Source organism: Corynebacterium bouchesdurhonense (assembly GCF_900078305.2).
In the GTDB taxonomy this organism is placed as follows: domain Bacteria; phylum Actinomycetota; class Actinomycetes; order Mycobacteriales; family Mycobacteriaceae; genus Corynebacterium; species Corynebacterium bouchesdurhonense.
On the sequence record NZ_LT546028.1, the window covers coordinates 551,830 to 565,076 of the forward strand.

Annotated in this window: 9 protein-coding genes and 2 tRNA genes; 8 read left to right on the forward strand and 3 right to left on the reverse strand. The window is 64.9% G+C overall.

Going from position 1 to position 13,247, the window contains the following annotated elements; genetic code table 11:
- The first annotated feature begins 60 nt into the window (after positions 1 to 60).
- From gyrA to BN4252_RS07320, 7 genes are all read left to right on the forward strand, one after another.
- The gene (gyrA, locus tag BN4252_RS07290; protein WP_066528274.1) at positions 61 to 2,712 is read left to right on the forward strand and encodes a DNA gyrase subunit A; all 2,652 of its coding nucleotides are present in this window, start codon (positions 61 to 63) and stop codon (positions 2,710 to 2,712) included.
- 3 nt (positions 2,713 to 2,715) lie between these two features.
- Positions 2,716 to 3,060: a DUF3566 domain-containing protein gene (locus BN4252_RS07295; protein WP_066528279.1), complete on the forward strand. Its 345-nt coding sequence runs from the start codon at positions 2,716 to 2,718 to the stop codon at positions 3,058 to 3,060.
- A gap of 91 nt (positions 3,061 to 3,151) precedes the next feature.
- Positions 3,152 to 3,225, forward strand: a tRNA-Ile gene (locus BN4252_RS07300).
- Positions 3,226 to 3,252: 27 nt separating this feature from the next.
- Positions 3,253 to 3,325 (forward strand) — tRNA-Ala (locus BN4252_RS07305).
- Between the two features lie 296 nt (positions 3,326 to 3,621).
- Positions 3,622 to 5,358: an ATP-binding protein gene (locus BN4252_RS07310; RefSeq protein WP_066528288.1), complete on the forward strand. Its 1,737-nt coding sequence runs from the start codon at positions 3,622 to 3,624 to the stop codon at positions 5,356 to 5,358.
- A 291-nt stretch (positions 5,359 to 5,649) separates the two neighbouring features.
- Positions 5,650 to 6,006 (forward strand): hypothetical protein, encoded by a 357-nt coding sequence (locus BN4252_RS07315; RefSeq protein ID WP_066528295.1) that lies wholly within the window; start codon positions 5,650 to 5,652, stop codon positions 6,004 to 6,006.
- 421 nt (positions 6,007 to 6,427) lie between these two features.
- Positions 6,428 to 8,998, forward strand: a complete 2,571-nt coding sequence (locus tag BN4252_RS07320; protein WP_066528306.1) for a hypothetical protein — start codon at positions 6,428 to 6,430, stop codon at positions 8,996 to 8,998.
- Here BN4252_RS07320 and BN4252_RS07325 read toward each other — a convergent pair.
- From BN4252_RS07325 to BN4252_RS07335, 3 genes are read right to left on the reverse strand one after another with little or no spacing between them, the layout of a single operon-like run.
- Positions 8,995 to 9,909 (reverse strand): aldo/keto reductase, encoded by a 915-nt coding sequence (locus BN4252_RS07325; RefSeq protein ID WP_066528321.1) that lies wholly within the window; start codon positions 9,907 to 9,909, stop codon positions 8,995 to 8,997. The genes BN4252_RS07320 and BN4252_RS07325 overlap by 4 nt on opposite strands.
- 5 nt (positions 9,910 to 9,914) lie before the next feature.
- Complete coding sequence (locus tag BN4252_RS07330; RefSeq protein ID WP_066528329.1) at positions 9,915 to 12,008, reverse strand: YhgE/Pip domain-containing protein; 2,094 nt, start codon at positions 12,006 to 12,008, stop codon at positions 9,915 to 9,917.
- Positions 12,005 to 12,583, reverse strand: a complete 579-nt coding sequence (locus BN4252_RS07335; RefSeq protein ID WP_066528332.1) for a hypothetical protein — start codon at positions 12,581 to 12,583, stop codon at positions 12,005 to 12,007. The genes BN4252_RS07330 and BN4252_RS07335 overlap by 4 nt, the downstream gene beginning before the upstream one ends.
- Positions 12,584 to 12,676: 93 nt before the next feature.
- Between BN4252_RS07335 and BN4252_RS07340 the strand changes: the two genes are divergently transcribed.
- Positions 12,677 to 13,246 (forward strand): TetR/AcrR family transcriptional regulator, encoded by a 570-nt coding sequence (locus BN4252_RS07340; protein WP_066528341.1) that lies wholly within the window; start codon positions 12,677 to 12,679, stop codon positions 13,244 to 13,246.
- Position 13,247: the final 1 nt, after the last annotated feature.

Consider the following 13,247-nt stretch of genomic DNA (forward strand, 5'->3'; position numbering starts at 1 on the left):
GCAGCTTACCGACGCTCCCGGGCCGCTAGAATGGCCTGTGACTAACAAGAAAGGCAGCACATGAGCGACGACACGCTAGACGGCGAGGGCTTCGACCGCATCCAGCCCATCGACATCAACGAGGAGATGCAGACCAGCTACATCGATTACGCCATGAGCGTGATCGTGGGCCGCGCGCTGCCGGACGTGCGCGACGGCATGAAACCGGTGCACCGCCGCATCATCTACGCGATGTACGACAACGGCTACCGCCCCGAGCGCTCGTACGTGAAGAGCGCGAAGCCGGTGGCGGACACGATGGGTAACTACCACCCGCACGGCGACTCCGCCATTTACGACACCTTGGTGCGCATGGCCCAGCCGTGGTCCATGCGCTACCCGCTGGTGGACGGCCAGGGTAACTTCGGCTCCCCGGGCAATGACGGCCCGGCCGCCATGCGTTACACGGAGTGCAAGATGACGCCGCTGGCCATGGAGATGGTGCGCGACATCCGCGAGAACTCTGTGGACTTCGCGCCGAACTACGACGGCAAGACCCAGGAGCCGGCCGTGCTGCCCTCGCGGGTGCCAAACTTGCTCATGAACGGCTCCAACGGGATCGCCGTGGGTATGGCCACCAACATCCCGCCGCACAACCTGAACGAGTTGGCGGAGGCGATCTACTGGATCCTGGACAACCACGAGGCGGACGAGCAGGCCACGCTCGACGCCGTGATGGAGCGCGTGAAGGGTCCCGATTTCCCCACCGCCGGCCTGATCGTGGGCGACCAGGGCATCAAGGACGCCTACACCACCGGCCGCGGCTCCATCCGCATGCGCGGCGTGACGGAGATTGAGGAGGTGGGCAACCGCCAGCTCATCGTCATCACCGAGCTGCCGTACCAGGTCAACCCGGACAACTTCATCCACTCCATCGCCGAGCAGGTCACCGCCGGCAAGATGGCCGGCATCTCCACCATCGAGGACGAGTCCTCGGACCGCGTGGGCATGCGCATCGTGGTCACGCTGAAGCGCGACGCCGTGCCGCGTGTGGTGCTGAACAACCTGTACAAGCACTCATCGCTGGAGACGAACTTCCCGGCCAACATGCTCTCCATCGTGGACGGCGTACCGCGCACCCTGCGCCTCGATCAAATGCTGCGGTACTACGTCAAGCACCAGATCGAGGTCATCGTCCGGCGCACCCAGTACCGCCTGGACGAGGCCGAGAAGCGCGCCCACATCCTGCGCGGTTTGGTCAAGGCGCTCGACGCCCTCGACGAGGTCATCGCGCTCATCCGCAGCTCCGCCACCGTGGACGATGCGCGTCAGGGGCTCATTGAGCTTCTCGACGTCGACGAGATCCAGGCCAACGAGATCCTGGCGATGCAGCTGCGCCGCCTCGCGGCCCTGGAGCGCCAGAAGATCGTGGACGACCTGGCCGAGATTGAGAAGCAGATCGCTGATTACAAGGACATCCTGGCCAAGCCCGAGCGGCAGCGGGAGATTGTGGGCAACGAGCTGCGCGAGATTGTGGACAAGCACGGCGACGAGCGCCGCACCCGCATCGTGGCCGCCACCGGCGACGTGACCGAGGAGGACCTCATCGCCCGCGAGAACGTGGTGGTGACCATCACCTCCACCGGATACGCCAAGCGCACCAAGGTGGACGCGTACAAGAGCCAGAAACGCGGTGGCAAGGGCGTGCGCGGCGCCGAGCTGAAGCAGGACGACGTGGTGAAGAACTTCTTCATCTGCTCCACGCACGACTGGATCCTCTTCTTCACCAACTTCGGCCGCGTGTACCGCCTCAAGGCCTACGAGCTGCCGGAAGCGGGCCGCACCGCTCGCGGCCAGCACGTAGCCAACCTGCTGGAGTTCCAGCCGGAGGAGCGCATCGCGCAGGTAATCCAGATCAAGAGCTACACCGACGCGCCCTACCTGGTGCTGGCCACACGTGACGGCCGCGTGAAGAAGTCCCGCCTGACCGACTACGAGTCCGCGCGCTCCGCCGGCCTGATTGCCATCAACCTCAACGAGGGCGACGCCCTGATCGGCGCGGCGCTCGCCGGCGACGAGGACGACCTGCTGTTGGTCTCCGAGCAGGGCCAGGCCATCCGCTTCACCGCGGACGACGAGCAGCTGCGCCCGATGGGCCGCGCCACCGCCGGCGTGAAGGGCATGCGCTTCCGCGACGATGACCAGCTGCTGGCCATGACCGTGGTGCAAGACGGCGACTTCATCCTGGTGGCCACCTCCGGCGGCTACGGCAAGCGCACCCCGATTGAGGAGTACAACCCGCAGGGCCGCGGCGGCATGGGCGTGATGACGTTCAAGTACACTCCGAAGCGCGGCAAGCTCATCGGCGCGCTGGCCGTGTCCGAGGAGGACCAGATCTTTGCCATCACCTCCGCCGGCGGCGTGATCCGCACCGAGGTCAACCAGATCCGCCCGAGCTCGCGCGCCACCATGGGCGTGCGCCTGGTGGACCTTGGAGACGGCGTGGAGCTGCTGGCCATCGACCGCAACGTGGAGGACGAGGGCGAGGAGGAGGCTACCGCCGTGGCAACCGGCCAGAAGACCCTCGAGGAGGCCCGGTTGGGTGTCTCCGGCGAGCAGTGGAGCGACGACGACCCGATCGAGTCCGGCATCACCGATGCGTCCGGCGCGGGCGACGCCGAGGCCGCCGACGGCGAGTCCGGGCCCGAGGCCGGCTCCGAGGATGAGGAGTAGCCCATGGCTGCGCGGAAGGTAACGATCAAGCACGTTGGGGTGGGGTCGGTGTTCAAAATCGCCACCATCCTCGCCCTCATCGGCTTCGTGGCCTGGATGCTGGCGGCCACACTGATCTACTACGGCCTCGAGCGCGCCGGCGTGGTGGACTCGCTGAACTCGCTCATCGGCGGCGTGGGCGGCGACCAGGTCATCGACATGACCCTGGTGCTTTCCGTGGCCGGGCTCGTGGGCCTGATCGGTGTGGTCTTCACCGCGGTCATGGCGCCGCTGATGACGGTGATCTACAACTCCGTCGCCGACCTGGTGGGCGGCATCACGTTCACCATGTCCAACCGGGTGCGCTAGGCGCGCACCGGGCCGAGATGGGCCGAGATAGGCGCTGACCTGGCGATTTGGCGCACGCACTGCCCCTGGGTAATGTTCTATCTCGTTCCAAGGGCCTATAGCTCAGTCGGTTAGAGCGCATCGCTGATAACGATGAGGTCGCAGGTTCGATTCCTGCTAGGCCCACAATGTCCCCGCTTGCCGGGGCATTTTGGGGCATTAGCTCAGTTGGTAGAGCACCTGCTTTGCAAGCAGGATGTCAGGAGTTCGATTCTCCTATGCTCCACAGGACAAACCCGCAGATCTCAAGGTCTGCGGGTTTTGTGCGTTGGGCGTTAGTATCCGGGGACAGCCACCGCCCTTAATACGTGATTGCGGTCCGTTGGTAGGCGCAAATCGGGTAGGCAACGCGAGGAGGAGTTTTCATCCATGAAGTTCGAGGTTCTGATCGTTGGAGGGGTCGCATGGTTATGGGGCAAACCGTGAAACTGCTACTTATTTTGCACTTTAATTCGCAGTCTGGGTTTGAAACTATTAATGTCCAGGTAGAGAAAGTGTGAATGACGATCTAGACTAATCATCATGAGCTGGGATGCCGAACGTCTCGCCGAAACGATCAGGGAGCTGCGTGCTTTCGGGGACGATATGACTCTTGTTGAATGTAAAACTGCCGCCGGAGGTGTTCCGGAGAACCTCGGCGAGACTCTAAGCGCATTCGCTAATATGCCGCAGGCTGGCGCGATCATTCTTGGCGTTAGCGAGCGGAAAGGTTTTGAAGTCACCGGTATTGAAGATCCAGCAGCGATGCAGAAAGCGATCGCATCGGTCAATCGTTCTTCAGTGGATCCAGCCCCGCAGCTTGAGTTCTTCCATCACATGATTGAGGACAAGCACGTTGTGGTTGTGGAAGTCACACCGTTGATGCCGACGGAGAAACCGGCAAGGTTCAAGAACAAGGCGTACCTGCGTCAAGCTGACGGGGACTACCAGATGAACGCCAACGATCTAAAGATGTTGGAGCTCTCTGCGCTCACAGCTAGTCAGCAAACGCACTTCGATTTCCAGATTGTTCATGGAACGGATACCAGTGTGCTCGACAGCGAGGTGCTCGAGGATTTTGTCGGATCGGTGCGTCAGTCCAGAACTCGGCTATCTAGGATTAACGATGACTCACAACTGCTCCAAATTGCCAACGTAACCGACAACCGAGGCAATCTTCGTTTGGGGGGCCTATATGCGCTGGGTTACCTGCCTCAGTCAGTTGAACCTGCTCTCGGTGCAACTGTCGCGGTGAGATTGGCTCGCGGTGAGGGTGTAGGCCGCCATAAGAATCTCAAGGAGATTGAGGGGCCGCTGCCGGTCATGCTTGTTGAGATCATGAATTGGGTCAGGCAAAACTCTGACACAGTGAGCAGATACACGGAGAGTGGGCATCTTGTAGATGAACCCGAGTTTCCGCCTTCAGCCATCCGAGAAGTGCTAGCGAATGCGCTGGTCCACCGGGATCTGGGGCCATCCGTAGAGGTGGGCAAGAAGGTGGAGGTCCGGATCACGGAGAAAATGCTTGTGGTGGTCAGCCCGGGTGGTTTGCGTGGATTATCAGTGTCCCAGCTGGAAAGCCCTGAGTTGACTAAAGCCCCTGTAAACAAGCGGCTTTATGAGATCGCACGGTATCTGAGGACGCCAGATGGCGAGCGCGTCATCGAGGGTGAGGGTGGAGGAATTCAGGAGATTCTCAGTGCTACGAGAGAGGCTCGTTTACCAAAGCCACAGTTCATCGATAATGGTGTCACGTTCAAAGTGCTTTTCCCCCGCGGATCACGTTTCAGTGACACCGAGAATCAGTGGCTAGAGGAACTACAACGGCAAAGAAAGCGGCGTCTTGTCCCGATTGAGGAGGATCTACTGGTCAACTTACGCAGCCAGGGCGGAGCGACGCTGCAGCGGATCGTGCAAATGTACACCCCCTTGGGTGAGAGAGCATGTAGGCGCATGCTCGATCGGTTGTCTGACACTGAATTTCTGAGTTATGAGGACGGGGTCTATTTCGCTGTCGGGGAGAACAATCGCTCTGAGGCTAGGGCGCGTCGCAAGAGCTCTGACGAGCGGATTTTACGTTCCTTGGGAAAGAACGTTCCGAGAGTTTATGAGGCCATTGGCTCCCACGGATCAGTGACGATTAAGGAGTTGCAGGTGAGGACGGGCTTGTCGCCTGCCCAGGTCCGTTACGCACTCGATCCGCTCCTCGCCGAGGGGTACGTAGTCATGGTGGGGGGACAAGGGCGAAAGGCCACTGTGTACAGCCGCGCTTCGCGGTAGGAACCCAAGTGCGGGTCTGGGGGGCTTTTGCTTTTCGACGCCCCCTTCTGAACGCAAGTGCCCCCGCGGAACGTTCGTCTACGGGGGCGTCGATAAGCAATAAAGCCCCTTGGTCGTGGATGCGGCGAATACCCCCAGAACACGGGGCGCCCGGCGGCAGAGAGACCTTTGACCAGCGGATATACCTTCGTACCGAGTCTGTGCGGAAGCGGCGATTTTGCTTGATTAGGCCTGCCTGCGGGCTTAACGTCTGTGCCACACCACCCAACCACCACCTCAGGAGGGCACACCATGAAGAAGTTCACCAACGCCGCAGCGGCATCCGTCCTGGCGGGCGCGATCGTCCTGGCCGGCACCCCGGCGCAGGCTGCGGAGACCGCCACCGCTACCGAGACCGCCGTGGCCACCACCGCGACGGCCACCGCCGCGAAGCCGACCAAGGAGAAGCTGAGCTGGCAGGAGCGCCAAGAGCGCGACCGCGCGCAGATCGACATCACCAGCCAGCGCCTGGACAACGCGAAGAAGGGTCTCGAGGTTACCGACGGCATCATCAACTCCGCCGCCGGTGTGAAGGACCTGTTCACCCCGCGCATCCTGAAGGATGGTGGGCTGTCCACGGTGCTGAAGATCATCGGCAAGCTGATCTAGCCAGCCGCCGCGGGCGCGGGCCCGCAGCGAGGTAACGCGTTTGTTCCCCACCTCCAGGGGGAAGTTTCGGATCAAGGTTGCAAACACCGGCTCTGCGGGGCCGGTGTTTTTGCGTTGGCGGGTGCGTGTCTGGGCGGTGGTTACCCCCGCCTAGGGGTGCGGGTACTTGGAAGATTCTTAGGCCACCCGGGGCCTCTAGCTGGGAACATGCGGACAAGGGGGCTCGGGACTGAGATACCCTGACGGCAGTATGAGTAAACATAAGAACACGCTCCGCGCGCGTTAAGGAAAAGTTTAGCTTAATCTCCTTAACGGTCTGTTTCCCGTCGCTGGCATCAGTACCGCTACAGGGGGGAAACACGCCAGATCCATGCGTTTTTCACCTGCGCCGCGCCCGCGGCCCGTTTCTCTGGAGATCCCCGTGTTCCTATCTGATTCTCAGCAACGCCTCATTGCGGGCGCCACCGCGGCGGCCGTAGCATTCAGCGGCATCCTGCCCGCACAACCGTCCGCTGCCCAAGCGGTGGCGCAGGCGGCCCCCCAGTACTACCGCGCCGAGTACACCTACGTGCACAAGTACACCGCCACCTCCAACCACCTTGACGTGCCCATCGCCGGGCAGTGGCGCTACACCGTCACCGAGGGCGGGCACCTGGCCACCGTGTCGCAGGAAGCCGGGAAGCTGGTTGTGGTGCCGCACGAGGGAGCGAAAGGCGACGTGGTGGTTGTGGTGACCGACTCGCTCGGCTCCACCTTCAAGTACACCGTGAGCGTGGATAACACCGCCCGCACCCCTTCGGGTCCGACCGCCACCACCCACAACCTGGTGTGGAACTTCGACGGCAACGGCTCTGGCGTGATCCACGTACCCGCCGGCGGCCGGTGGTCCATCATCTCCGGCGGCGAGAACGTCTCCGCGCGCTTGGAGGGGGAGCGCCTCATCATCGCGCCGCTTCCCGACGCCAAAGCCCACACCACCGTCATCGACGTGGTGGACCCGAGCGGCAACACCGACCGCTTCTCCATCACCGTCAACGTGAAGACGAAAAAGGTCAACCGGCTCCTCAGCATCGACGACGGTGAGCAAATCACCCTCGACACCACCGGCACGTGGCAGTTGGTGAAGGGCCAGGACCTCGTCACCGTCCGCGAGGAGAACGGCGCGATCGTGGTGCGCGCGAGGGAGGGCGTCGGCGGCGAAGCCATCGTGGTGGTCAAAGACCCCGCCGGAACGGAATACCGCTACTCCATCTCCGTGGAGGACACCACGCCTGAGGTGGAGGAGCGGAGGGGCTTGCTTGTCGACGGAACTATGTACTCGCAGGATTTTGAGGGGATGTCGACATATCGCACTGTGGCTGGTGTGGAGGTCATTAGCGTCACCCGTGCAGGGTCTGAATTGACGTTTCAGGGCAAATCCGGTGCCAACGGCACCGCCGTCGTCGAGATCCTCGACGCGCGAAACCGTGTCACCGCGCGCTACACCTACGACATCATCTCCACCGCGAAACCCCCGACGGCCCGGGTCGTCGACAAGCAGATGGGCGACCGCGATGAGTTGCGGGTGACAACGCGGAAGTCGGGCAATACGTTCACGATCGAGACGGGGGAGGGCCTCCTCGGCGGCACCGACCGGGTGGGCAACACCTTCACGCTGCACCCGAAGCAGGGCGCAGACGGCACGGTCGTGGTGTTGGAGAAGGACGAGAACGGCCAGGTGGTTGTCCGCTACAACGTCACCATCACGCCCGCCCCAGTCGAGCAGGTCACCTACACCATCACCAGCAAACAAACCGCCGCGGTGACCGGGTCGAACTTGGTGCTCATCAGCGGCGGTGAGTACGCGGAGCTGGTGAAAGACGGCGACACCTGGACGATTGTGCCGCGGGAGGGGGCAAACGGCACCGTCGTCGTCGAGGGGAGGGACGCAAGGGGCCGCACCCAGATCAGGTACACAGTCACCATCACGCCCGCGCCGGCGGAGAAGCCGGCCCCCAAGTCGATGCCGGTCACTGTCGAGCACCGCTTCGAGCTGACAATAGAAGCCCGCCTCACCATCGGGGACGGCCACACCATCTGGATCAACCGCCCGGAGCTGGTGGTTGTCGATTGCGACGGCAGCGGCACCTGCGTGATCACCCCGGCACCGGGCGCAACCGGGGTCGTCATCATCGAGGAGCGTGACGGCAGCGGCAACGTGATTACCCGCTGGACGCTGACCATCGCGGCCCCCGCACCAACCCCAGCACCCACGCCAGGTCAGATCGAGGTCATCCCCGGCCCCGGCGGCGGCGGGATCACGGTGCGCGTCCCCGGCAGCGGCGGCCAGCTCGTCGTCGTTGGCGGCGACGGCGAGTACACACTGCGAGACAACGGCGACGGCACCTGGACCATCACCCGCATCGACGGCAAACCGGTTGCGGGCCCGCTGAACCTCGCGTGGACCGGCAACAACGGCGACACCGTCACCAACAACATCACCATCAACGCGCAGCTCACCGCGCCCACCCCCAGCCCGGGCACGGGCTCGAGCGACGGCAAGTGCGCCGCCTCGGTGGTCGGCGCGGCCTCCCCGCTGTTGTTGCTCATCCCGCTCGGGATCCTCACCCAGGTACGGATCCCGGGTCTCGAGGGGTTGCAGGTGCAGCTGAGCGACGCCATCCGGGAGACCAACGCTCACATCCAGGAAGGCCTCGGAATCTTCAACGAGGACCGCGCCAACCGCGCTGCGAACGTCAACGACGCCCTGGCCATCGTGAACCCGGAGACCATCGGCCTCGCACTCGGCTCGCTGGCGCTGATCGCGGCGGGCCTCGTCGTGGGCGACGCGGTCATGCGCGCCTGCGGCCTGGAGGAGGCGACCTCCAGCCACGCCATCGCGAACGCAGACACGAAGGCAGACGGCGGCCGGGGCCTCAAGCTGGACAAGCTCCGCCGGCTCACCCCATCACCCCAGGCCACCCCGTCTTCCCAGCCCGCCGCGGCGCGCTAGGGCAGGGGGTTGCCCGCCGCGCGGTAGAGGCTGTACCACTCCTCGCGGCTCAGCTCGACATCCGCGCCAGCGGCCGCCTCCCGCAGGTGCGCGGCGTTGGTCGTGCCGAGCACCGCCTGCATCTTCGCGGGGTGCCGGGTGATCCACGCGATGGCCACCGCCGACGGCGCCACCCCACGCGCCGCGGCGATGCGCGAGAGTTCCGCATTCAGCTCGGGGTAGGCGGGGGATCCGATGAACGTGCCACCGTCGCCCTGCAGCGGGGACCACGCCTGCAGCGTCACGCCCTCCGCCCGCGCGTACTCCACCAGCCCGTCGCCGCGCCCAGCAAACCCGTCCGCAACCAACCGCGCCCGCGCGAGCGAGAATTGCACCTGGTTTGAGAGCAATTGCTTGTCGACGCCCCCTTGCAACAAACGCATCTGCCCCACCGTGCAGTTAGACACACCGAACGCCCGCACCTTGCCCGCGGCGTGGAGGTGATCGAACGCCCTTCCCACCTCCTCGGGTTCCACGAGCGCATCGGGTCGGTGGAGCAGCAGCACGTCCAGGTAGTCCGTCTCCAAGGCCTCGAGGGAGGCCTCGGCCGCGGCCACGATGTGCCGGTAGGAGTGGTCGTAGCCCGGCGGGTCCGTCTGGATGCCCACCTTGGTCTGCAGGGTGATCTCCGAGCGCTCGGCGGGGGAGAGGCGCAGGGCCCGGGCGAAGCGCCGCTCGCAGTGGTGGGTGCCCGTCCCGCCCGGGTGGCCGAAGCCGTAGATGTCGGCGTGGTCGAAGAAGTCGATGCCCACCCCGCGGGCGGCGGTGTAGAGCTCCCGGATCTCCGCGTCACTTGCGCCGGCGATGCGCATCATGCCGGCCGCGACGGCGGGGGCGTCCGCCCCCGCCGGGCCGAAGGGAATCCGCTGCATGTTTTCTAGACGGAGATCTCCGGGTAGATGTCCTTCTCCGTCGGGCGGCGCAGGCGGCGCAGGCCGAAGCAGGCCACCAGCCAGGAGCCCACGGCCAGGCAAACCAGGATCACCACAGCGCGGTGCATGCGCGGGTCGGACGCGGCCGTGCCGAACAGGGCGAAGCGGGTGAGGTCCACCACGTACGTCATCGGGTCTAGCCTGTGCACCCACTGGATGAACTCGGGCTGCACCTCGGGCGGGTAGAGGCCGTTGGAGGCCACCAGCTGCAGCGACATCAGGGCCATGGTGATGAGGCGGCCCACCGAGACGCCGAACAGGGTATTCAACGCGAAGATGGCGGTGATGAAGGCCCAGGAGGACACCGCCAGGACCAGGAAGAGCCAGCCCGGGTGGAGCGGGTTGATGTCCAGGACGAAGACCTGCACGATCCACAGGGCGATCACCTGCGCCAGGCCGATCAAGTAGGCAGGCACCAGGGTGTTCAGGGCCACGCGCGGGGTCGGCGCGCCCGAGTCGATGGCGCGACGCGACAGCGGGGGCAGGACCATGAACATGATCAGGCCGCCGAACCACAGGGACAGCGCCAGGAAGAAGGGGGACAGGCCGCGGCCGAAGAAGGTCACCTCGTCGCCCACCTGGTTCACCACCACCGGGTTGGAGGCGGACTTCACCGCCTTGTCCAGGCGGTCGCCCTCCCAGCGGGGCGCTTCCTTGGCTCCGTCGGAAAGCTTGAGCGAGAGCTCCCCGGTGCCGTCGGAAAGCTTGACCAAACCATCGTTAAGCTGGCCCAACCCCACAACGAGCTGGTTCGAGCCGTCGGCGAGCTTGGACGAGGCGTCCGAGGCCGTGTTCGCGGCGACCACCAGCTGAGAGGTGCCGTTCTTCAGCTCGGTCATGCCGGCGAGGAGGGTGCCGGAGCCGTCCTGCAGCTTGGCCAGACCGGCCGCCAGCTGCTGAGACGCCGCCGCTGCCTTGTCCACGCCGGAGCGGTACTTCGCCTCCGGGTTCTGCAGCTGGTTGGCCACCTCGTGCGCACCCTGCTGCAGCTTGACCAGCTGGCCCACGATGTCGTTATTGGCCAGCTGGTTCAGCGCGCTGTTGTTCAGCTGCCCGCGGATCGCGCGGGCCTGATCCGCCACCGGCTTGGTGCCCGGGATGGGCGACGCGTCCAGGTCCGCGATCACCTGGGCCAGGTTGGCGTCGATGTCCGCGATCGCCGTCTGCGCGGTGCCGATCGCCCCGGCCACGCCGGTGATCTTGTCCACGCCGCCGGCGACCTGCGCGGCGCCGCTACCCAGGGTGTCGGTGCCCTTCTGCAGCTCGCCCAGGCCGGAAGCGAGCTGCTTCGACCCGTCCGCCGCGGTGGTGATGCCGGTGGAGAGCTGCTGGGCGCCGTCCTGCAGCTTGCCCGCGCCCTCGTCCAGCTTGGTCGCCGCCGCCGGCATCTTCTGCAGCTGGGAGTTGAACTCCTGCATGCCGTTGTCCAGCTTGGTCGCGCCCTCATCGAGCTTCTCGCCGCCGTCCTTGGCGGTGTTCGCGCCCTCGTCGAGCTGGTTCGCGCCGTCCGCGGCCTTGTCCATGCCCTCGCCGATGGTGTTGAAGCCCACGAAGAGCTGGTCAACCACCTCGGCGCCGATGGTGTTGGACACCGCCTCCGCAACCTGCGTGGTGGCCGTGTTGCCCAGCATGGTGGGGATGAAGCCGTTGGTCTCGTTCAGGGTGACGTTGATCTTGGCCTGGTGCGGGTCATCGTCCTTGACGCTGGTGGCGGCCGCTGTGAAGTCCGTGGGCAGCTCGAGCGCCAGGTAGTACTTGCCGCTCTCCACGCCCTCGCGGGCCTCCTCGGGGCTCACCACGTGGAAGTCCATCGGTGATTGCTCCACCAGCTCGTCCACCACTTGCTGGCCGGCCTCGCCCTCGTCGGAATTCACCAGGGCGACGGGCACCTTGTCAAAGTTGCCCAGCGGGTCGAAGTAGCTCCAAACGAAAAGGCCGCCGAAGAGCAGCGGCAGGAGCGAAATGGCGAGCAGCGCCAGCGGCGGGAGGGTGCCGTGGAAGAATTTCCGGAAGTTGGTTCCAATGTGCAGCCCGCTCATAGCTCCTCGTTCACAGTTGTCGCGATGACGGGCACGTACCTCGCCACTTCCACCAGGTCATCCAGGATCTGCTGGCGAAGGGACATCTTCTTCACCGAGTCAATGTCGTCCACCACCAAAAGCTCCGCCTTCGGGCGCGACACGAGCGCCAGGAGGATGCGCAGGCGGAAGCGGTCCATCACGCCCAGATCGCCCACGCGGGCGTCTTGGTCCAGGTCCTCCAGCTGCAGCGGCGCGAGCCAGGGCTCGACCAGCTTGTGGTCCATGATCTTCTTCGGCACGGGCTTGTAGAAGGGCTGCGCCCAGGCCACCTGCTCGCGGATGCATTCGCGAGCGGAGACCTGCCGTTCAAGGGTGTCAATGAAGTCGACGCCGGCGAGGGCGGTGCGCTTGAAGCCGGGGCCGTCGACGGTGCCCGAGTAGGGCTTGAAGCGGTCGGCGAGCGCCATCGCGAGGGTAGATCCGCCCGTCTCCCGCTTGGTCTGCACGACGGTCAGCCCTTCCTCCGCCACCAGGTTGACCGGGGTGCGCCCTTCGCGCACCACCAGGTCAGTTGTGGTGAGTACTACTGTCATTTTGACTCCAAACGGAGGGTTAGCTATCACTTAAAAACAGGTGCTATCATGCTCGCCCGCCCCACCCGTGTCAAAAGAAAGGGGGAGACGGCAATGCGCGCTGACGCCCGGGCCAAACGGGCCCAAATCATCGCCGCCGCGATGGAGCAGTACCGCACTCGCCCCGCGTCCGCGGTGACCATGGAGGGCATCGCGTCCGATGCCGGCGTGGGCATCGCCACCGTCTACCGCCACTTTCCCTCGCGAGCGAAGCTGCGCGAGGCCTGCGCCATCGGCTTCATCGACCTGTTCGACGAGTTTCTCGCATCAACCATCGCCGCCTTCGACGCCGCGCCGGAAGAGCAGTGGGAGCAGTTTGTGTGGAGGCTGGTGGATTACGGCGTGGGCATGCTCGTTGCGGAGCTCGCCGCCGAGATCCCAGCCGCCACGGACGTGGAGGCGGCCGCCGCCCGCGAGCGCTTCTTCGCCCAGGTATCCGAGTTGCTGGAGAAGGCGGCCGCCCACGGGCTGGTGGATCCGGACCTCACGCCCGCAGAACTCGCTGCCGAGCTCATCGTGGTCACGCGCCCCATGGACGCGCAGTTCACCGAGCTCTTCCCAGACGTCCGCGGACGCCTAGTGCGCCACCTGCTCGCGGCGTGGCGCTGCGCCCCCGCGGTGTAGG

Excerpts from the sequence above, each read along its gene's own strand:
- gyrA (WP_066528274.1), top strand. The coding sequence starts at position 61 with ATGAGCGACGACACGCTAGACGGCGAGGGCTTCGACCGCATCCAGCCC.
- BN4252_RS07295 (WP_066528279.1), top strand. The coding sequence starts at position 2,716 with ATGGCTGCGCGGAAGGTAACGATCAAGCACGTTGGGGTGGGGTCGGTG.
- BN4252_RS07310 (WP_066528288.1), top strand. The coding sequence starts at position 3,622 with ATGAGCTGGGATGCCGAACGTCTCGCCGAAACGATCAGGGAGCTGCGT.
- BN4252_RS07315 (WP_066528295.1), top strand. The coding sequence starts at position 5,650 with ATGAAGAAGTTCACCAACGCCGCAGCGGCATCCGTCCTGGCGGGCGCG.
- BN4252_RS07325 (WP_066528321.1), bottom strand. The coding sequence starts at position 9,909 with ATGCAGCGGATTCCCTTCGGCCCGGCGGGGGCGGACGCCCCCGCCGTC.
- BN4252_RS07330 (WP_066528329.1), bottom strand. The coding sequence starts at position 12,008 with ATGAGCGGGCTGCACATTGGAACCAACTTCCGGAAATTCTTCCACGGC.
- BN4252_RS07335 (WP_066528332.1), bottom strand. The coding sequence starts at position 12,583 with ATGACAGTAGTACTCACCACAACTGACCTGGTGGTGCGCGAAGGGCGC.
- BN4252_RS07340 (WP_066528341.1), top strand. The coding sequence starts at position 12,677 with ATGCGCGCTGACGCCCGGGCCAAACGGGCCCAAATCATCGCCGCCGCG.